The following is a 22,026-nucleotide window of genomic DNA, read 5'->3' on the forward strand; positions in this document are numbered from 1 at the left end:
GCTGTTTAAAAACGCTAAACTGTCGTGGATTCCTACGGTTTTCAAGGTTTCTTTACCAAATTGGTATTTTCCCATATAACCCAGTGAGTTAATCTTTTTGTACTTTCCTTCCGACTCTCTGTAAGCAACTGCTTCTTTAAAGCCAATAAAAAACCTTCCTGTAAAAGGAATATTTAAACTTTTGTAATCATTTTGTTTTTGGGAGGGAAACAGATAATTGGTATCATCATTAACATCTACATGAAACCAATCGTAATTTTCAGATTTTAAAGGCTTAAAACCTGAACTAAGAAGTGCTACAACGCTTATCAAAGAAGCGTAAAAAAACCATTTTATTAACATAATTTGTTTTTCTTCTTAACGATGTTTCGCGATTTACAAGACACTAATTCTCATTAGTTTGAACCTCTAAATCAACATCAAAACCAAACTAATTATTCAAATATTTTAAATAAATAATAGTCCAATTGTTAAGAAATTTCTACGTTGCAAAGATACGGCAAATAAAACAAGCCTGAAAATCACGGTGTTAAAGTTTTCTAAAAATAGACGAAGTGCCACTTTAACTGGTTGTACTGCGTAAATTCAACAGTAGGTGCGGGTAGTTTTACATTGTTAAAAATAGAAAAAACAGTTTTCAAAAGATGGGATTTCGTCTCGATTCTTGTCAAATCGACATCCAGACTCAAATAATACTGTCGGAATCTTTTGGGGTTTGGTATAGATGGATTATTTGCAGATTCCTCATGTCCGTTTATCATTCCTTCGGCTCCATATCCAACCGCCACGTTAAGCCATTTTGGAATTTTAGAAGCTTTAAAAAAAGAAGCCATATTTGCAGACAACCAATACGTTTGGCCATTATAGTCTTTTAGAATTTGCTCGTTCAATGAACTTCCGAGAACTTCCGGTCTTAGAGAGGCGTAACGCGTAGTATGAAACGAAAATTTAGGAACAATGCGCTGTTCGTTCCAAAGTAATTCCTGAGAGACAAACAAAGCCGTTCCTGAGGCATTCGCAATAACATCTCCCATAGAAGCTCCCCATTCCGAAGAATAACCATCGAAAACCTCAACAGCAGAGAGAAACACAAATCCTAAGGTGGCTCCATAAATCAACTGATTCTTTCTGCTTTCACCACTCCATTGCAAAGCATCTTTCCCAATACTACCAAGATGATACGATGAAAACACGTGACCTAACTTATCCATTTGATTCCAATCGGCATTATCATTTATAAAATGAAAATCAGATTTAGGATAATCGGCATACCAAAGTTGGTTCAATCCTACCAAAGTACCAGTGGCAAGCACGGTTTCGGATATCAAAACAGCATTTCTTCTCTGCATATTTAAAGTATCAGAAGGCTTAAGGAAATTTTCTAATGAATTTTGCGCAAAAGCAGCATTCAAAACAGTCAAAAGAAATAGTACTAAAAATAGTCGTTTATTCCATTTCAAAACTATTTATCTGAAGCTTGTTGCTCTAATGTTTGTTTTTCCAGAACTTGCTTATTGAGCCAATCCACATATTTTTTACGATTTACCGCATGTTGAGATAATGTAGTGGCAAATTCATGATAACCAAAATTAGTCACGCTGGCACAAAAATAAAGATAATCGTTCTCTTCCGGATTTAATACGGCTTCGATTGCTGTAATATCCGGCATAGCAATTGGTCCTGGCGGCAATCCGGTATAAACATAGGTATTGTATGGAGAATTGATTTTTAAATCATTAAAATACACTCTTTTTATAATGGTATCGAAATTGGCCAATTGCTTTTTCTTGGCAAAAATTACCGTTGGATCTGCCTGAAGCGGCATTTCTAATTTCAATCGGTTCAAATAAACCCTTGCAACTCTTGGTCTTTCGTCTTTTTTTACGGTTTCCTTGTGAACGATGGAAGCTAAAGTCGTTGCCTGAATAGGTGTTAATCCTAATTTTGCTGCCTTTGCAATTCGCTCTTCGTTCCAAAATTTACGATACTCTTTTATCATTTTATCACGGAATTTTTCTGCCGAAGTATTCCAATAAAACTCATATGTATTAGGAATACAGATGCTTATTACATCATCTTCCGTTAATCCGTTTTCTTTCAGAAAAGTAGAGTCTTTGAATGTTTTCATCAAAGAAATACTATCGGCTTCAATTTGAGAACCGACTCTTCCGGCAACGTTTTCAAGTCGTTCCTGATTATTGAAAGCCAATTTTACAGGAACATTTTGACGCAAAGTCTTCACCAAATCAAAACTGCTCATCCCTTTTTTGAATAAAAATCGTCCGGATTTTACATTCTCCGGATACGATCTTTTATTGGCAACCATTTCGAAACGATCCATATTTTCGATGAATGGGCTGATTATTGTTTTTACCTCTTCATAGGTTGCATCGGTCGGAATATGAACAAAAAATTCGCTTTCAGTAAATTTAGTATTCTCTGAGAATATGTCTTTGTACAATTTATAGCCATAAATTAATAAGGCCAGAATAACTACTATTGAAACTATTGATGCTATTTTTTTACTTTTCAAAACGTATAATTTAAAATTATTGATTGATTAACTGGAACAAAGCTTCGTCTTTATATTTTCCGTCAACTAAATTCCATTGTTTTTTGACTCCGATTTTTTCAAAGCCAAATTTAGTAAAAAGACTTATACTCGATTCGTTTTCGACATCAATATTTGCAAATAATTGATTTAAATTTAACTGATGAAAAGCATATTGAATTAATAATCCTAATGCTTCAGAACCAATGCCTTGATTACGATTTTCATTACTCCCGATAAGGATCCCGATTCCTGCGCGATTATTTTTTGGGTCAAACTCGAATAAATCGATTAATCCGATGGCCGGAAAATCTTCCTCTTTACAAATCGCCAAACGTAATTGTTTGGCTTCATAAATATCCTGATGCGCATTCTCGAGATACTGACGAATCAAAAACCGACTGTATGGTGTTTGCGTATTACTAACTTCCCATATCGTCTCGTCGTTTTCTAAAGCATAGACAAACTCAAGATCATTGGGTTCGAGTGCTCTTAGATAAATGTTTTCTCCTTTTAATGTTATCAAAATAGATTATTAGATTTTATAATTTAAACTGCAATTTTACCTTCAAAAACAAAAGTTGCCGGACCTTTCAGAAACACATTGGTAAATCTACCATCCAAAAAAGTAAACGAAACTTCTAATTCACCGCCTTCTACATTCAGATGAATTGAATTCGATTGTGTTTTTCCTAATACTTTCATAGCAATGGCAACCGCAGTAGCGCCTGTCCCACAAGATAAGGTTTCGTCTTCTACACCTCTTTCGTAAGTTCGAACAGCAAACGAATCCGTTCCTTTTTGCTTTACAAAATTCACATTGCTTCCTGCTTTTCCATATAGATCACCATAACGAATGGCTGCTCCTTTTTCTTTTATATCTAAATTCTTCAAATCATCCACAAGTTGAACATGATGTGGCGAGCCTGTATCTAAAAAAACATATTCCGGAGTTACCTTAATAGTATTGACATCCTTCATTTGTAATGAAACTGTTCCATCATCAGATATGGTTGCATAATGCAAACCATCAGTGGCGATAAAAGTAGTTTCGTTTTGAATTATTTGCAATTTTTTGGCGAAAGCCACCAAACATCTACCGCCATTCCCGCACATGGAACTTGGGTTTCCATCGGAATTGTAATAGACCATTTTGAAATCGGTATTTTTATCATTTTCCAATAAAATCAGTCCATCACCGCCAATCCCAAAACGTCGGTCGCATAAATGGGCTATCAGTTTGATATTGTTTTTCGGAAAAGTTTCCTGACGATTGTCTATCATCACGAAATCGTTTCCTGTTCCCTCGTATTTATAAAAATTAATTTCCATTGTTGTCCTTGTGTGATAACAAAAGTACAAATATTAATGAAAAGTTAATCATTGTTAAACGAGCGTTAAACTCATTTTATAGAAATAAAACTTTTTTAACTTTACTCATTAAGAACTCAAAAAAATAATTTAAACACCATGAAAAGATTTTCAAGCCTATTTTTAGTATCAATGCTAAGTGGAGCCATGACTCTTGGAGCCTACAAGTTATTATTTGACAGTGACGGATTTTTTTCAAATGACAATAAATCAATAGTATCACTTGCTCTGGAAAATCAGGGAAGAACCGTTGGCTTGTCTTCTGAAGCCGTCGATTTTACTGATGCTGCCGAGAAAGCAGTTCACACGGTTGTCCACGTAAAAAATGTTTCTTACAGAACCGTTTCTAATCCAATTCTAGAATATTTTTATGGCTATAAAGGAGGACAACAACAAGAACAAATCGGAACAGGCTCAGGGGTTATCATTTCGGAGGACGGCTATATTGTGACCAACAACCACGTGGTAAAAGACGCCTCTGAAATTGAAATTACACTGAATAACAAAAAATCCTATAAAGCGAAATTAGTGGGAACCGATTCCAAGATGGATATTGCTTTACTTAAAATCGATGCTGAAGTAAAATTACCTTATACCACTTTTGCCGATTCAGATAACGTAAAAGTTGGCGAATGGGTATTGGCTGTTGGAAACCCATACAACCTGACTTCGACAGTTACTGCGGGAATCATTTCGGCGAAAGCCAGAAATTTGGATACCAAGGGAATTCAATCTTTTATACAAACTGATGCTGCTGTAAATCCCGGAAACAGTGGTGGCGCCTTGGTAAATACGCGCGGCGAATTAATTGGAATCAACACGATGATTTCTTCGATGACGGGCTCCTATGTAGGGTATTCGTTTGCCGTTCCTTCTAATATTGCCCGTAAAATCATTCAGGATTTGATGGAATTTGGCAATGTGCAAAGAGGAATCCTTGGAATTGAAGGCGGGGAATTAAACAACAATGCTTCCAAAGAATTGGGCATAACCCAAACAGAAGGTTTTTATGTGAACAAGGTAACCAAAAACTCCGGTGCTGAGAAAGCAGGTTTGACAAAAGGTGATATCGTTATTAAATTAGACAATCAAAACATCTCTTCTTATGCCGAATTAAACGGTTACATCAATACCAAAAGACCCAATGACAAAATTCAGGTGACTTTTATTCGTAATGAAAAAACGATGATTGTTCCCGTTACTTTGACCAAAAATGAATTTGTATCCTATGAATATAACGGATTACAGCTTCAGGATATTGATGCTGCCGATAAAAAGAAATATAAAATTGATTTTGGTGTAAAAATCAAAGACCTCAACAATGAAAAACTGAATGCTTATGCCAATGACTTAATGGGAGGAATTATTTTGAGTATTGACAATGCCAAAGCTCTAGATGTTGAAACAGTCACAAGAATTCTTTCGAGTAAACAAAGCAACGAAAGTGCTCAGATAGAAATGATTACTAAAAACGGTCAGGTTATCCGATTCATACTGTAACCTACCCCTATATTTTTTTAAAGAAAAGCCATTTCCATAACGAAATGGCTTTTTTTATGAAAATTATAACCAAAAACACTTTACGAAAACGTTTGAAATCTCTACTTTTGCACCAAATTAAAAATAACAACACTAACTATTTATAATTTAATACAAATGGACAACACTTTATACGAAAAAGAACTTTCATTTCAAGCGGATCGAAGAAGAGCCGGCGTAGAATTTATCAAAATCATAAGTGATTTATGGTATGACAAATCTATTGAAATGGTACTTTTCAGAAATCAGTTGATTGATAAAAATGTAAGCGACATCATCAACCTGCACGAATACGCAGGCGCTTTTGTCGAAAAACCAATCAACATTTTTGATTCTGTTGAAATCGCAAGAGAAATTTTATCATTGGATTTACCGCCATCAAAATTAGATATCGGTAAATTAACTTACGAATACCATTTAGAAGACAACAAATACAACGACGCGAAAGCTTTTGTAATTGATAAATTAAAAGGCGCAAAAAACATAGAAGAAATCAAACCTAAAGACGTAGTGCTTTACGGTTTTGGTCGTATCGGACGTTTGTTGGCTCGCGAATTAATGTCAAAAACAGGAAAAGGAGATCAATTGCGTTTGAGAGCCATTGTAACCCGTGATAAAAACGATGCAACTACACTTGAAAAAAGAGCGTCTTTATTACGTTACGACTCCATTCACGGTGATTTTCAAGGATCAGTTGTAGCTGATTTAGAAAACAATGCGTTGATTATCAACGGAACAACCGTTCATGTGATTACTGCAAATGGTCCGGAAGAAATCGATTATACTTCATACGGAATTCATGAGGCGCTAGTGATTGATAACACAGGTGCATTCACAACAGAAGAAGCATTAAAAAGACATTTGACTTCAAAAGGAGCCGATAAAGTTTTATTGACCGCTCCGGGAAAAGGAGTTCCAAATATCGTTCACGGGGTAAACCACAACGAATACAATCCTGACGAAGTGCACATTTTCTCTGCAGCTTCTTGTACAACCAATGCAATTACGCCGATTTTAAAAGCTGTGGAAGATACATTAGGTGTTGTAAAAGGACATTTAGAAACGATTCACGCCTATACCAATGACCAGAATTTAGTGGATAACATGCACAAAAAATACCGTCGTGGTAGAGCTGCAGCCTTAAACATGGTAATTACAGAAACTGGCGCCGGAAGTGCTGTTGCTAAAGCATTACCAAGTTTATCAGGAAAATTAACCTCAAATGCTATTCGTGTTCCGGTTCCAAACGGTTCATTGGTAGTTTTGAATTTAGAAGTGAACAAACAAACCTCTATTCCTGAAATTAATGCAATCATGAAAAGATATGCATTGGAAGGGGAATTGGTAGAGCAAATCAAATATTCATTAAATAACGAGTTGGTTTCTTCTGATATTGTTGGAACTTCTGCTCCATCGATTTATGACAGTAACGCTACGATTGTTTCGGCTGACGGAAAAAATATCGTGTTGTACATTTGGTATGATAACGAATACGGTTACAGTCACCAGGTAATTCGTTTGGCAAAATATATTGCTAAAGTAAGACGTTTTACTTACTACTAGCAGATTTTGAATTTAGATTTAAAATATTAGAATTTATAAAAACAGAAAATCCGTTCCGATAAACCGGAGCGGATTTTTTTATAAATAAAAGAAATTTTCATGAAACACATAGACTTTTTATATACTTCAATTTTAATTGTACTTTTTAACTTTTTTAGCTTTGGCCAGATTCAGGAAAAACCCAAGGAGTATACAAAGATTAAATTTGTTTATCAAAGTAAAGTCAATTATGATTTTGATGAGAAAGGTATCTATGGCGATACCATTCAATTAAAAATTGATATACCAAATAAGAAATTCAGGAAATTACAGTCTACAACTGATAGTACCAAAACTATTGGTTTTATTCCTTATAAAAACCTCACCGTTGATGAAATTGGACATTTGAGAAGCATCTTATATCATACCAATGTTCGAACCGAAATGGTATATAAAGTAAAGAGCAAAAAAGCTATCTCTAAGGCTTATTTCTGTAGTGATCAACAAACAAAAGACATATTCACTAATTATTTTGGTTATAACTGTGAGGAAATTGAAAGTTTTCGGACCCTTATTATTTTTAAAGATGGAAAACACAAGGTAATATCTTATAGCAATGTTGTCACCTATAAGGAAAGTGCTGTAAAATGGATTGAAGACATGGAAAATGTTGGGACCTATGAATATAAAACCAAGGATATGGTTTATACCAATGCTATTATTGTTGACCCAAACCTCGACAAACACATTTCTCCTATACACCCATTTACAAACTGTGACTACGGTATTACAAAGGTTATAACATCTTTAGGAACTACCAATTTGATTTCTGTAACATATGAATAATTCAATATAATGTGGTTCTAAATTGATGCTATTAAATAAAAAATCCGTTTCATTTATTTGAAACGGATTTTTTTATTGGAAGCTATTCCTGCTGTCCGTTAAATCTTTTGCTGCTTAAAGAAAGCAGCAAAAGGATACCACTCCCATCAGGGCTAGGGCATTTGTAATTCCAAAACTATTCCTTGAACTAAAATCCAATTCATAACTCAATTACTCTTTCGGTTTGGTCATATAATATACCGGAATTCCGATAAGCATAATCAAAACACCCCAACCGCACGTACTGGTTTTGGTAATCAATAAAGCTATAGAAAGGGCGCTGGCCACAATAATATACAGAAACGGTAAAAACGGATATCCAAACGCTTTATAAGGTCTTTCTAAATCCGGTCTTTTCTTGCGAAGGATAAAAATACCATAAATGGTCAGAATGTAAAATATCAATACAATGATAATTACGAAATCAAGTAAATCACCATATTTCCCAGTCAGACACAAAGCCGAAGCCCAAATACACTGTGCCCACAAAGCCCAGGCCGGAACACTGGCATCATTCAGAATGGCTGCTTTTTTGAAAAACAATCCGTCTTTTGCCATAGTATAATAAACTCTGGCTCCCGCCATAATCAATCCGTTATTACAGGCGAATGTCGAAATCATAATCATCAGGGCGATAATTAATGTTCCGATGTCTCCAAAAATATATTGCGAAGCCACGACCGCTACCCTATCGGATTTTGCGGTGGCAATTTCGTCCAACGGAATTACGGCTAAGTACATTAAATTGGCCAAAACATAAATCACACTTACAATTAAGGTTCCTAGAAACAAGCTCAATCCTACGTTGCGTTTCGGGTTTTTAATTTCTCCAGCTATAAAAGTCACGCCATTCCAGGCATCACTCGAAAACAAAGAACCCACCATCGCGGCAGAAATTCCGGTTATCAAAGCCGTTCCGCTGATGGGAAGCCATGAACCACTTGCTACATTAAACGATCTGGTGCTCCAGGCATCGGCCCAGTTGGCATTCCAGACCTCAGCTTTTGCAGCCAATATAAATCCGAAAACGATTAATCCTAAAAGCGACAGGATTTTGATAATCGTTAAAACCGTTTGCATGATTTTACTATTTTTCACCCCGCGACTGTTGATGTAAGTCAGTAAAACAATGGTAATGATCGAAACAATTTGTGCCGCATTGAGCTTGAAAGATCCGATTTCGAACAAAATATTTTCATCGCTCAGCGGTTCGTATAAATAGGCCGCAAATTTAGAGAAAGCCACGCCGACAGCGGCAATGGTTCCGGTTTGTATCACGGCAAAGAAACTCCAGCCGTATAAAAAACCGGTTAGTTTTCCGTAGGCTTCTTTTAGATACACGTATTGTCCGCCCGCTTTTGGGAACATGGCGCTTAATTCGCCATAACTCACGGCGGCGATAACCGTGATTAATCCGGTTAATACCCAGATTAAGGTTAGCCAGCCCGCGGAACCCACTTGACGTGTGATGTCGGCACTTACTATAAATATTCCGGAACCTATCATGGAACCCACAACGAGCATGGTTCCGTCGAGTAATCCGAGTTCTCTTTTAAAATCTTCCTGGTTATTTTCTTGCATGTTTTTGGTTTTGGTTGGCTAAAGATATACTTTTTTTGGAATTTTAGGAAAATGGAATCAAAAAGTAGAAAGTAAATAAATAAGATTACTCACTGTCATTAATTTTATTGTAAAATAATAGGGTTGGCTTAGCCCTGATGGGAGTGGAAAGCCTTTTGAAGGTGCATTGCATTTTTTCCTGACAAAAAAGAGCGACCATAGAAGCTCCTTTTTTGTTTTGGAAAAAAGCAATGGAACGAAAAAGCTTGTAACGGACAGCGGGAATAGCTGCTGGAAATTTTAGATTTAACAAAAAAACTCCCAAGTTGCCTAGAGAGTTTATGTTATGAAAAATGTATCGTCTGATAAATTACAATACGATTCTATTGACTTGAATAAAGTTTTTCTTGTAATAATTTTCTTTTGTTGAAGATATAATTACTCCCCGCTGCACAGAGGCATGAATAAATTTTATTTCTCCCTCTACCACTTCCACCACCATTCCCACATGGTTAATTTGGCCTCGACCGTTGGTTTTAAAGAAAATCAAATCTCCTTTTTTGGCTTCTTCGGTGTTAATCTTGGTGCCGTAACTGGATTGTTCGAAAGAAGTTCTTGGTAACTTAATGTCGAAAGCTCCGAAAGTGTTGCACATCAAACCCGAACAGTCAAATCCTGCTTTTGAAGTACCGCCGGTATGGTATCTGGTGCCAATGTTCTCTGAAGCATTTCTAATTAATTGGTCCACCATATCGCTATTGAAAAATGTTTTCTCCGGAAAATTTATCTCCTTATTTTCTGATTTCGTGTCGTTATTTACAGTTGCAACAACTTCATTAGTAAGATTTGGATTGTTGATATTCAATTTGAAACCTACCGGAAGTGTTTTTTTAACTTCTGGATTTTGTTTTTCCAATTCGGCTACTGTGATTCCGTAACGTTTGGCTAAAGAATATTTGGTTTCTTTTGGCAATACTTCGTGAACGATTGCTTTACTTATTGTATTGACGGTTGTGTTTTGTTCCGTCATAACTGGAATTTCTGCAGTTGGAGTAACTTTTTTGGGCTGAGTTATCACTGCTGTCTCAATGATTGGCAATTCTTTTTTTGGTTGAACTACTACAGCGGTCTCAATTACTGGCAACTCTTTTTTGGGTTGAATTACCACTGCTTTTTCAGTAGTTGCCGAAGCATTTCCGGGAATGTTGATTTTTTGACCAATTTTCAATGCATTAGATCCTAATGCTGGATTAGCTTCATTTAATTCCTTAATCGTAATCCCGTATTGTCTGGATATACCATAAAGGGTTTCTTTTGGAAGTATTTCGTGAACTATTGCGGGAGAATTTGTTGCTGGTACTGGCGTTTTTGTTTGGACAACCTTATTTATTTTTTTTGACTGAACAGTAGGAATTAATAATATGGAATTGAGTTTTAAAAGTTTTTTGGCATTTGGATTTAGTTTATAAATGTCTTCCGGTTTCACGTTATAATCCTGAGCTATTTTTGTAATGGTTTCTCCTTTAACAATGGTATGCTTGGTATGTTTTTCCTGGGAGAAAACGTTAATGCTGGTAAAAAAAACCAATGCGGCAATTAATGCAAATCTTTTTATCATATTTTTCAAATTATTTATCCCATTTTAATTTTTTAAAATTGCTTGGGATATAATTATTAAATCTCTATCATGTTTTTTTCTGAACAATATCATAGTTAAGAATGGTGATTCTAACTTTAATTTTATATTTAAAATGGGATTTACAAAAGTTGTTGGGTATTCCTTAATATTACAATCTGTCAACTGACAGCTAAGAATTAATATCGCGGAAATGTTTATCAGAACCACTCCAACGCCTCACTTTATAAAAATTTTATGGATATTCGAAAAAGCTAATTTAGGTTTTAAAAACAAACGACACAACTTTTCATCCAGCATTTTTTGTTAAAATGCTTACAAAACAAGACTTTAACATTTTAACAGATTTGCAGGTGTTCTGTTTTAGTAACAATTTTCGCAAATTAATAAAAATTCCAAAAACCACTTTCTTTAAAAAAACAAATGAACTCCAACACTGATAGTATTGAAATATATCGACAATAAAAATACGTTTTTTGAAATCTGATACACAAAATAAATTCTTATTTTATAAAATTTAAGAAAATAAAGAAAAGATAGTTAGCTAATACCCCAAAATCTGTTTTATGATATTAAAACGGGTCATCTTTGTATTTGAAACTAAAATCTTACATACAAAAAGTCAAAAAAGATAATAATCTTTTTATCTGTAGTAAAAGCGCTATAAATAAGTTAACCAGACCTTTACAAGGCATACAATCGGAATTATTATTCATTATATTTGTTTTTTAAAAATGAGAATATCATATGAATACAATCAGAATTTATCCTAACGAAGAATTTAGAGAAATCGAAGTCGATAAGTCCCTTAAATTACGTTATGCTATTTCTAACAAAGCAAGACTGATTAGTTTTAAGGACGACATGAAGACCGGAAGATTATTAAAAGGAGGTATGGTCGATGGGTACAAAACATTTGGATATAAAATTTCCCAAGAAGGCAAAAGAGTAAACAAACGTTTTTTTATTTTTAAACTCGTTGCAGAATATTTTATAACAAAAACTTCCGAAGATCAAACCTATGTTTTGCATTTGGACTACAACAGAGACAATGATGATGTAAGGAACCTAAAATGGGCCACTAGGGAAGAAATGATTGCCCATGGCAAAAAAAGTCCCCATGTAATTCAGGCCAAAAAAAATTTAATAGAACACAATCGTAAATCCGATGGAACAAAGCTGACGATTACCAAAGTCATTCTGATAAAAAAAATGCTTCAAAATCCGGATCGAAAAACAAGATTAAAAATGATTGCCAAACAATTTGGCGTGAGTGAAACCCAAATAATAAGAATTCAAAAAGGCGAAAACTGGGGCTACATCAAAGTATAAAAAATAGAATTAAATAAAAACAAACTTTTCGCTAGAAATAAAAAAAACGCTCTGTTTTCACAGAGCGTTTTTTTATTAAAATTCTAACCTTAAAATTATGCTTTTCCAGCCGCAATCAAGTTTAAAGCAGAACCCGCAATAAACCAGCCAATTTGGCCTTCGTTGTAGGTATGGTTTGCTAAAATAATATCTTTTGTTCCGTCTGCGTGAACGAATTCCAGAGTTAATGGTTTTGCAGGAGCAAATGAGGTCAAATCTAAGAAATTGATGGTATCATCTTCCTGGATTTTATCGTAATCAGCTTCGTGAGCAAAAGTCAATCCCAACATTCCTTGTTTTTTTAAATTCGTTTCGTGAATACGAGCGAATGATTTTACCAAAACCGCTTTTACACCAAGGAAACGAGGTTCCATAGCCGCGTGTTCACGAGAAGAACCTTCACCGTAATTGTGATCGCCTACAACAATAGTTGGAACTCCGGCTGCTTTATAAGCACGTGCCACAGCAGGAACTTCTGCATATTCACCTGTCAATTGGTTTTTAACATTGTTGGTTCTTTGGTTGAATGCATTTACGGCACCGATCAACATATTGTTAGAAATGTTATCCAAATGTCCACGGAAACGCAACCAAGGTCCGGCCATAGAAATATGGTCGGTGGTACATTTTCCGAAAGCTTTGATTAACAATTTGGCTCCTGTAATATTTTTTCCGTCCCAAGGAGAGAAAGGCGCTAAAAGTTGTAATCTTTCTGATGTTTCGCTTACTGCTACAACAACACCTGAACCATCAGCTGCCGGTGCTTGAAAACCTGGGTCTTCTGCGTCAAATCCTTTTGGAGGCAATTCATTTCCTGTCGGCGCGTCCAACATTACTTCTTCACCGTCTTCATTGATTAATTTATCAGTCAATGGATTGAAACCTAAATCTCCTGCAATCGCTAAAGCGGTTACCAATTCTGGCGAACCAACGAAAGCTAATGTATTTGGGTTACCATCGGCACGTTTCGAGAAGTTACGGTTGAACGAGTGCACAATCGTATTTTTTTCTTCTTTCTCTGCTCCTTCTCTATCCCACATTCCGATGCATGGTCCGCAAGCATTTGCGAATACCGTGGCTCCAATTTTTTCGAAAGTATCGATAAATCCGTCACGCTCGATTGTATAACGAACCACTTCAGAACCCGGAGTGATGGTAAATTTTGATTTTATTTTTAATTTTTTGTCTAAAACTTGTTTAGCCAAGGAAGCCGCACGGGAAATATCTTCGTAAGAAGAGTTCGTACAAGAACCTATTAAACCATACTGGATATTCAAAGGCCAGTTGTTTTTTATAGCCACTTCTTTAAGTTTAGAAATTGGCGTAGCCAAATCTGGTGTAAAAGGACCATTTATATGTGGTTCCAATTCAGATAAATTAATTTCGATCACCTGATCAAAATATTGTTCTGGATTGGCATAAACCTCAGCATCACCTGTTAAGTATTTCGCCACTTTATCGGCAGCATCCGCAACATCGGCACGGTTTGTAGAACGCAAATAACGGCTCATCGAATCATCGTAACCAAAAGTAGAAGTAGTTGCGCCAATTTCGGCACCCATATTACAAATTGTCCCTTTACCGGTACAAGACATTGAAGTAGCACCTTCTCCAAAATATTCTACGATAGCGCCAGTTCCGCCTTTTACGGTAAGGATACCTGCTACTTTCAAGATAACGTCTTTTGGAGCCGACCAACCTGAAAGTTTACCTGTTAATTTTACTCCGATTAATCTTGGGAATTTTAATTCCCATGCCATTCCTGACATTACATCTACTGCATCTGCACCACCAACTCCGATTGCCAACATCCCTAAACCACCTGCATTTACGGTATGTGAGTCTGTTCCAATCATCATTCCGCCTGGGAATGCATAATTTTCTAAGACTACTTGGTGAATAATCCCTGCTCCCGGTTTCCAGAAACCAATTCCATATTTATTAGAAACTGAGGATAGGAAATCAAAAACTTCACTGCTTTGAGATTTTGCACGAGCCAAATCGGTTTTCGCATCAACTTTCGCTTGGATTAAGTGATCACAGTGTACAGTTGTCGGAACCGCAACTTTGCTTTTCCCAGCGTGCATAAATTGCAATAATGCCATTTGTGCAGTTGCATCCTGACAGGCCACTCTATCTGGGGCGAAGTCAACATAATCAATACCTTTTTGAAAAGATTGAGAAGGAGTCCCTTCCCAAAGATGCGTATATAAAATTTTCTCTGTTAATGTCAATGGACGACCAACCAATTCACGCGCTTTATCTACACGGGCGGGCATGTTATCGTACACTTTTTTAATCATTTCTATATCAAAAGCCATATTGTGAATGAATTATATTATTACTGGTTTGTTTTGTTAAGTGGCACAAATTTAAACAATCTTAATGAGATTTAAAAATTTTTAGTGTTTGGGTATTTTCAAAGAATTAATATTTATAAACATTCTATTTTAATGAATATACTTCAAAGAAACATCATTTTCCTAGGTATTATTTAAGAATTCGGAATTATAAAAAGTTATATTACTAATTTCTGAAAAAAGAGGGTGGTAAATTGCTGATTCAATAGTTTTTTTGTCTGTCGCGGTAGTCCATAATTGGCTTTTCAAAGAATTTATAAAGCAAAAAACTCAGAAAAAAAGTTATTGTTAAATAACTAAAAGCAAATAAATTCAAAGAAAATGCGAACACAAAACCATAAGAATCGCAGTTGCACGCATGACATCTAACCCAAAAATCCTTTGGATATCTTTCATTTTCTTTAATTATTCATCTGATAATTTATTTCTGTTTTTACAAAGAGAAAATAAAAATATTTTAATCGATAAACTAAAATAAGGATGTAATAATCTTTTCAATGGAAATTCCTTCTGCATCAGCTTTATAATTTTTCACAACCCGATGTCTAAGAATCCCTATAGCCACGGCTTTTACATCTTCAATATCCGGAGAGAATTTTCCGTTGAAAGCCGCATTGGCTTTAGCAGCCAAAATTAGGTTTTGAGACGCTCTTGGTCCTGCACCCCAGTCGATATAATTTTTGATAAAATCATTCGATAATTCATTTTCGGGACGGGTTTTACTGACTAATGTCACCGCGTATTCAATCACATTATCGGCAACAGGCACTCTCCTTATCAAATGTTGAAAATCGATAATATCTTGCGCAGAAAACAATGGATTAATAGTTTGACTGGCATCAGAAGTGGTGCTTTTCACGACCTGAACTTCTTCCGCGAAAGAGGGATAATCCAGTTTTATAGAAAACATAAAACGATCTAATTGTGCTTCCGGCAAAGGATATGTCCCTTCCTGCTCAATTGGATTTTGGGTTGCCAAAACAAAATAAGGCAACGACAATTTATAATTATGTCCTGCAATAGTCACTGCTCGTTCCTGCATGGCTTCTAATAAAGCCGCTTGTGTTTTAGGTGGCGTTCTATTAATCTCATCGGCCAAAATAATATTTGAAAATATGGGTCCTTTTATAAATTTGAACTGGCGGTTTTCATCAAGAATTTCACTTCCTAAAATATCAGAAGGCATTAAATCCGGTGTAAACTGAATACGTTTGAAATCCAATCCCAACGCTTGCGCGATAGTATTCACCATTAAGGTTTTGGCCAAGCCGGGAACACCAACAAGAAGGGCATGTCCGCCTGAAAAGATGCTTAGCAGAATTTGGTCCACGACTTCATCCTGACCTACAATGATTTTAGCGATTTCACGTTTGAGTTCGTGTCGTTTCTGAACTAGATTCTGAATTGCAGCTACATCTGACATTTTCTGATATATTTTAAATTAAAAAAGAGTTAGCTCTATGAATTCATAAAACTAACTCTTTTTATTTATTTAATAAAAATTATTTTTTTAACCAATTGTTTGTAAAAATACAATCTCTGTATTCTCCGTTGATTTTGATATAGGTTTCTTTGATTTTTTCTTCAGACCATCTACCAATTTCCTTGATTTGTTTTTCCTTCAAAGCAATATTCTTGATTTTGATATAATCTTGCGCATAATTAGCCGTGTGCTCATTAATACGATTGGTCACCGTAATTAATTTGTATTTTCTGGCTCCTTTCTGATCTTCTTCCATCAAAGGATTAGAAACTTCTCCTTCTTTCAAACCAGAAACCTGACCATATAAACTCGGGTCCATTTTTGTTAATTCAAAACGGGTATCCTGCGTTTTTGGATTAATTAAAGCTCCACCATTAGCTTTGGTTTCTTTTTCATCAGAGAATGTTCTTGCAGCCTCAGCAAAAGTAATTTCTTTCTCTTCGATACGCTTTTTGATAAGTGCTGCCTTTTCTTTGGCGTCTTTAAGTGCTTGTTCATTCACTTTAGGAATCAAAAGGATGTGTCTCAAATCGATTTCTTGTCCTCTGATTTTTTCAACCATGATAATGTGATATCCGAACTCGGTTTCGAATGGTTCAGAAATTTCTCCTTCAGCAAGTGAAAAAGCCACATCTTTAAATTCTTTTACAAAAGGTGTTTTTCTGGTCATTTTGTAAAAACCTCCATTAGAAGCAGAACCTTTGTCATCTGTATATAAAACCGCTTTACTAAAAAAACTGGCACCTTCCTGAATTTCTTTTTTGAATTCTTTGAGTTTGTCAATAACTGCTTGCTTTTCTTCCTGAGATACTTTTGGCGTGATCACAATTTGTGCTACTTCCATTTCTGAACCAAAAAGAGGCAATTCAGTCGTTGGTATTTTTTTGAAAAAAGTTCGCACTTCTTCAGGAGTAACTTCAACTGCATCAACAATTTTTCTTTGCATTTCTTCTGTCAACTTATTTTCTTTTAGAATATCAAAGAAATAAGTTCTGAATTCCTCTTCCGAATCTTTTTTATAGTACTGAACCACTTTTTCCATAGAGCCAATTTGCTCTATCATATAATTAATTCTGTCATCCATCATTTTTTTGACTTCATCATCGGTAACTACAATACTATCCTGAATGGCATGATGCGCATATAATTTATCTTCAAGCAGTTTTCCTAACATTTGACATCTTGTGATATCTTTTATGGAATTTCCCTGGCTTGATATTTCTAAATAGCCTTTGTCAATATCAGAATCTAAAATGATAAAATCACCAACAGTAGCAATTACTCCATCAATTTTTTGTTTTTGACCTTGTACATTTGTCGTACTTACAGCCACTGTTTTCTCCGGAATAATTTCTTGTGCATTCATCACACCTGAAAATACAAAAAGGCAAATTGTCAGTGCAATTTTATTATTTAAAAATCTCATGTTTATTGTTTTTATTGGCATCATCTGTATTTTCTTATTCAACTTTTTTAAATTAATTATAACTTTATTTTATTTAATCATACTTCTCTTGAAGTAAATTTTATCTGTCTGAACTTATGATTTCAACTGTTTTTTAACTTTCTCAAAAGTTGTCTGGTTTACCTCGACTTTAAATTCTTTCTTCAAATCCTTAACCCAGTTTTCTTCTAAATATTGCTGATAATCATTGATTACTTTTCCTTTACACTCTTCCAGCGTTTTTGGGCCGGCCGGCAGTACTTTATTTACTTTAGTCACAAAATAATATTCGCCTTCTTTTATAATATCGGAAACACCCGTTTGCAATTTTAAATTCTTTGGCAACACATCATTTCCTTCTTCAAAAACGCCAACATTAGTCATTATATTAACTGCGCCGCCTTTTTCATTTAATTTCTCTTTGATAAATTCCGGTGTTTTACCTTGGTTTAATAATTTTTGAGCCTTTTTAATCACATCCATCTTTGTTGACGACAGAATGATTACATCCACTCTATTTTTCCAATTGTAGTTTTTAAGGTTTAACTCATAGAATTTTTTCAATCCCAGCGTATCCGTTTTAGATTTCTCCCAAATTTCTTTTTCCATTAAATCAAAAAGTAACAATCCATCGCGATATTCATCCATCACAGCCGAAAACTCAGGAAATTCGTTTTCTAAATTATCATTGTAATAAATATTCAATTGCTCATCAACAAATTTCTGATATAAATTATCTGTCAATTTAGTGATTGGCTTTAAAGTATTTGTTGTTTTTTGTTGCTCTTTTACAAAAGATAAAAATGCTGTACCATTAATCACCTTATCATTAATAGCAAACAATTTCTTGTCATAATCTTTCATGTTTGAGGGAACATCCCATTTTCCTTGATAGAAATCATTCGTCACCAACTTAGAAATTGCAGCATATAATTTATTATCTCTTTTTACAGTGTATTTTTTTCTCAATTTCTCCGTCATGGAAGCCATTATCAATCGGGAACGTTCGTCTTTACTGACTTTATTTTCCAATTCAGGCTGCATTTCATCCAATGTTTTTACTGGAAATTTCTCTACCAGTTTGACAATATGCCATCCAAATTGACTTTGAAAAGGTTCGGAAATCGGTTTTTCTTTGGTTAAAGAAAAGGCTACCGCTTCAAATTCTTCTGAACTCAATTGCCCTGAAGCAAAACGGTTTAGCAATCCTCCTTTTGAAGATGAAGATTTGTCCTCTGAAAACTGTTTTGCCAAATCCTCAAAACTCTCTCCTTGCTGAATTTTTTTATAAATATCCTGAATAGTATTTTTTGGTTTATCGATATCGGCTTTGTTGTCTGAAGTTGTGGCTGGATTTAAAATCATAATGTGCGCCACAGTAACTTCGCCTCTATTGTCCCTTACGTCATCCACTTTAATCAAGTGATACCCAAAACGAGTTCTGACCGGGTTTGATATATTTCCTTTTTGCGTTTTATAGGCTGCAGATTCGAAAGCATAAACCATTCGAAAAGCCGAGAAATAACCCAAATCGCCTTTGTTCTCTTTTGCCGAAGGATCTTGAGAATACTCAGCAGCTAATGCACCGAAATCTTCTCCTTTCAACGCTCTTTGGCGAATATCCAAAACTTGTTTGTAAGCTTTCAAAGTATCTTCCGGGGAAGCATTTTCATCCACCATAATTAAAATATGTGATGCTTTGATTTCTTTTAAAGAACGGTTATATCCTTCTTCAATTAACTCTTTGGTAACTTTAGAATCCGAAGTATAATTTTTGGAAAGTTGTGTTCTGTATGATTTTAACTCATTTTGGTATTGAGTTCCATTTTGCAAACCTAATCTATATGCTTTGTTTATTTTAAGCTTATAACCAATAAATAATTCTAAATATTGATTTAAATCCTTTTGAGATTCGTCTTTTACCAAATCAAGGTTTTTATTGTAAACCCTTGAAAACTCATCTGTATAATAAGGTTTATTATCAATTGTAAATAAAACTTCTTTGCCAGTTTGAGCATAACCGATTAAATTCAAGGAAAGTAACAATCCAAAAAACAATTGTTTCATTTTCATTTTATAATTTTTAGTTAAGTAAATTAGGTTAAAAATAAATAGGGCATGATTTGCAACCAACAAAAATAACAATTCAATTACATTAAACAAGTATAGCCCTTACTATTAACAAAAATTTATTAACATAAAAATCGAATATATATTGCCTGTTTTATTCTCTTTTAAAGGTTTGCGAATTATTTGTTGAATAAATAGTATTTTTGCAATCCATTTACACAAAATATGAGCTTTTTAAAAGAAATAGAACGTAGAAGAACTTTCGGAATTATCTCGCATCCAGATGCCGGAAAAACGACATTGACAGAGAAATTACTATTATTTGGTGGTGCCATTCAGGAAGCCGGAGCCGTAAAAAACAATAAAATCAAGAAAGGGGCCACTTCCGATTTCATGGAAATTGAGCGTCAGAGAGGGATTTCGGTTTCTACTTCGGTTTTAGCATTCAATTATAAGGACAAAAAAATAAATATTCTCGATACACCGGGACACAAGGATTTTGCCGAAGATACTTTCAGGACTTTAACTGCCGTAGATAGTGTTATTGTGGTAATTGACGTTGCAAAGGGAGTCGAAGAACAGACAGAAAAATTGGTTTCCGTTTGTAGAATGCGTAATATTCCAATTATTGTTTTCATCAATAAATTAGACCGTGAGGGAAAAGATGCCTTCGATTTGATGGACGAAGTCGAACAAAAATTAGGGCTGACCGTTACGCCTTTGAGTTTTCCTATCGGAATGGGTTATGATTTTCAGGGGATTTATAATCTTTGGGAGCAAAATATCAATCTGTTTAGTGGAGACAATCGTAAAAATATTGAAGAAACCATCGCTTTTTCGGATGTACAAAATCCGGAATTAGAAAAAATAATAGGTCAGAAACCTGCCGACAGATTACGAGAAGAATTAGAATTGATTGACGAAGTATATCCAAAATTCGACAGACAACAATATTTAGACGGAAAATTACAACCCGTATTTTTTGGTTCGGCTTTGAATAATTTTGGAGTACGTGAACTTTTGGATTGCTTTGTGGAAATTGCGCCATCGCCAAGACCAAAAGAATCTGAAACGCGATTAGTGGATCCGAAAGAAGAAAAAATGACTGGTTTTGTGTTTAAAATCCATGCTAATATGGATCCTAAACACCGTGACCGTTTGGCATTTATCAAAATTGTATCCGGAACTTTCGAGCGTAACAAGCCTTATTTGCATGTTCGTTTAAATAAAAATTTAAAATTTTCCAGTCCTAATGCCTTTTTTGCAGAGAAAAAAGAAATCGTTGACATTTCGTATCCAGGTGATATTGTTGGTTTGCATGATACCGGGAATTTCAAGATTGGCGATACTTTGACCGAAGGTGAAATCATGAGTTTCAAAGGAATTCCAAGTTTCTCTCCGGAACATTTCAGATATATCAACAATGCCGATCCGATGAAAGCCAAACAATTGGACAAAGGAATTGACCAGTTGATGGACGAAGGTGTTGCCCAGTTATTTACGCTAGAATTAAACAACAGAAAAATAATAGGAACCGTTGGCGCCTTACAATATGAAGTAATTCAATACCGATTAGAGCATGAATATGGCGCTAAATGTACTTACGAAAACTTCCCTGTACATAAGGCATGCTGGGTAAAACCTGACGATGCCAAAAGTGAAGAATTTAAAGAATTTAAACGTATCAAACAGAAGTTTTTGGCAAAAGACAAATACAATCAATTGGTCTTTTTAGCTGACTCGGATTTTACGGTTCAAATGACCCAGAATAAATTTCCACACGTGAAGTTGTTCTTTACTTCGGAGTTTGATTAATGATCTAAACTGCTGAAAAGAGAATCTCAATACGTTTTAAAACAAAAAAACCTTCCAAATATTTTTTCGGAAGGTTTTTTATTTACAGTATTTTTATACAAAAAAGACCTCGCAAACGAGGTCTTTTAAAATGCTTATTTAGTAAGAAGCTATGCTCTTTTTCTATTATTTCTAAAAGTATATACCGCTAAAACAATTCCGGCTAAAGCCAAAACAATTAATTTACTGCTTATAGGAGCCATTGGTGCATCATCCCCTTCTAAGTCTCCGCTTCCATTATCGTCCCCAGGCTGGGCAAACATGACAAATCCATTCAATAAGAAGAAGGCAAGGAGATATGTTTTTAATAAAATCTTTTTCATTTCATTTTTTTTTTAATTAACCAAATAGCTTAATAAC

The 22,026-nt window shown here is 34.9% G+C and carries 16 protein-coding genes and 1 pseudogene; 5 read left to right on the forward strand and 12 right to left on the reverse strand.

Translation table 11 applies throughout. The features are described 5' to 3' along the window. The 5 genes and pseudogenes from VI621_RS10625 to dapF form a co-directional block, all read right to left on the reverse strand. Positions 1 to 342: pseudogene (locus tag VI621_RS10625) on the reverse strand (peptidoglycan-binding protein LysM); the annotation flags it as partial. A 197-nt stretch (positions 343 to 539) separates the two neighbouring features. Then, positions 540 to 1,460: a DUF2279 domain-containing protein gene (locus VI621_RS10630; RefSeq protein WP_324218366.1), complete on the reverse strand. Its 921-nt coding sequence runs from the start codon at positions 1,458 to 1,460 to the stop codon at positions 540 to 542. Positions 1,461 to 1,462: 2 nt separating this feature from the next. After that, entirely contained in the window at positions 1,463 to 2,533 is a 1,071-nt protein-coding gene (mltG, locus tag VI621_RS10635) for an endolytic transglycosylase MltG (protein ID WP_324218367.1), read from the reverse strand. A gap of 16 nt (positions 2,534 to 2,549) precedes the next feature. Next, positions 2,550 to 3,077 carry a GNAT family protein gene (locus tag VI621_RS10640; RefSeq protein ID WP_324218368.1) on the reverse strand — a complete coding sequence of 176 codons (528 nt, stop codon included), beginning with the start codon at positions 3,075 to 3,077 and terminating at the stop codon, positions 2,550 to 2,552. Positions 3,078 to 3,100: 23 nt separating this feature from the next. After that, positions 3,101 to 3,883, reverse strand: a complete 783-nt coding sequence (gene dapF, locus VI621_RS10645) for a diaminopimelate epimerase (protein WP_324218369.1) — start codon at positions 3,881 to 3,883, stop codon at positions 3,101 to 3,103. 138 nt (positions 3,884 to 4,021) lie between these two features. Here dapF and VI621_RS10650 point away from each other — a divergent pair, with 138 nt between their 5' ends. The 3 genes from VI621_RS10650 (at position 4,022) to VI621_RS10660 (ending at position 7,849) form a co-directional block, all read left to right on the forward strand. Further along, positions 4,022 to 5,422 (forward strand): trypsin-like peptidase domain-containing protein, encoded by a 1,401-nt coding sequence (locus tag VI621_RS10650; protein WP_324218370.1) that lies wholly within the window; start codon positions 4,022 to 4,024, stop codon positions 5,420 to 5,422. Positions 5,423 to 5,578: 156 nt separating this feature from the next. Continuing rightward, the gene (locus VI621_RS10655) at positions 5,579 to 7,024 is read left to right on the forward strand and encodes a glyceraldehyde-3-phosphate dehydrogenase (protein WP_324218371.1); all 1,446 of its coding nucleotides are present in this window, start codon (positions 5,579 to 5,581) and stop codon (positions 7,022 to 7,024) included. A 99-nt stretch (positions 7,025 to 7,123) separates the two neighbouring features. Further along, positions 7,124 to 7,849, forward strand: coding sequence for a hypothetical protein (locus VI621_RS10660; protein ID WP_324218372.1), 726 nt, complete (start codon positions 7,124 to 7,126; stop codon positions 7,847 to 7,849). Between the two features lie 210 nt (positions 7,850 to 8,059). On the opposite strand, the gene VI621_RS10665 is transcribed toward VI621_RS10660, so the two are convergent. Both VI621_RS10665 and VI621_RS10670 read right to left on the reverse strand, forming a co-directional pair. Continuing rightward, complete coding sequence (locus VI621_RS10665) at positions 8,060 to 9,469, reverse strand: APC family permease (RefSeq protein ID WP_324218373.1); 1,410 nt, start codon at positions 9,467 to 9,469, stop codon at positions 8,060 to 8,062. A gap of 349 nt (positions 9,470 to 9,818) precedes the next feature. After that, positions 9,819 to 11,066, reverse strand: a complete 1,248-nt coding sequence (locus VI621_RS10670) for an NlpC/P60 family protein (RefSeq protein WP_324218374.1) — start codon at positions 11,064 to 11,066, stop codon at positions 9,819 to 9,821. 765 nt (positions 11,067 to 11,831) lie between these two features. Here VI621_RS10670 and VI621_RS10675 point away from each other — a divergent pair. Continuing rightward, positions 11,832 to 12,416, forward strand: coding sequence for a hypothetical protein (locus VI621_RS10675; protein WP_324218375.1), 585 nt, complete (start codon positions 11,832 to 11,834; stop codon positions 12,414 to 12,416). Between the two features lie 95 nt (positions 12,417 to 12,511). On the opposite strand, the gene VI621_RS10680 is transcribed toward VI621_RS10675, so the two are convergent. From VI621_RS10680 to VI621_RS10695, 4 genes are all read right to left on the reverse strand, one after another. Continuing rightward, entirely contained in the window at positions 12,512 to 14,776 is a 2,265-nt protein-coding gene (locus VI621_RS10680) for an aconitate hydratase (protein WP_324218376.1), read from the reverse strand. A gap of 508 nt (positions 14,777 to 15,284) precedes the next feature. Beyond that, complete coding sequence (locus VI621_RS10685; RefSeq protein WP_324218377.1) at positions 15,285 to 16,238, reverse strand: MoxR family ATPase; 954 nt, start codon at positions 16,236 to 16,238, stop codon at positions 15,285 to 15,287. Between the two features lie 79 nt (positions 16,239 to 16,317). Beyond that, the gene (locus VI621_RS10690; protein WP_324218378.1) at positions 16,318 to 17,724 is read right to left on the reverse strand and encodes a peptidylprolyl isomerase; all 1,407 of its coding nucleotides are present in this window, start codon (positions 17,722 to 17,724) and stop codon (positions 16,318 to 16,320) included. 114 nt (positions 17,725 to 17,838) lie between these two features. After that, the gene (locus VI621_RS10695; protein WP_324218379.1) at positions 17,839 to 19,815 is read right to left on the reverse strand and encodes a peptidylprolyl isomerase; all 1,977 of its coding nucleotides are present in this window, start codon (positions 19,813 to 19,815) and stop codon (positions 17,839 to 17,841) included. 222 nt (positions 19,816 to 20,037) lie between these two features. Between VI621_RS10695 and VI621_RS10700 the strand changes: the two genes are divergently transcribed. Continuing rightward, entirely contained in the window at positions 20,038 to 21,627 is a 1,590-nt protein-coding gene (locus VI621_RS10700; protein ID WP_324218380.1) for a peptide chain release factor 3, read from the forward strand. 149 nt (positions 21,628 to 21,776) lie between these two features. On the opposite strand, the gene VI621_RS10705 is transcribed toward VI621_RS10700, so the two are convergent. Beyond that, the gene (locus VI621_RS10705) at positions 21,777 to 21,989 is read right to left on the reverse strand and encodes a hypothetical protein (RefSeq protein WP_324218381.1); all 213 of its coding nucleotides are present in this window, start codon (positions 21,987 to 21,989) and stop codon (positions 21,777 to 21,779) included. Positions 21,990 to 22,026 lie beyond the last annotated feature (37 nt).

The sequence above is a fragment of the Flavobacterium sp. genome (genome assembly GCF_035292545.1).
GTDB lineage: Bacteria > Bacteroidota > Bacteroidia > Flavobacteriales > Flavobacteriaceae > Flavobacterium.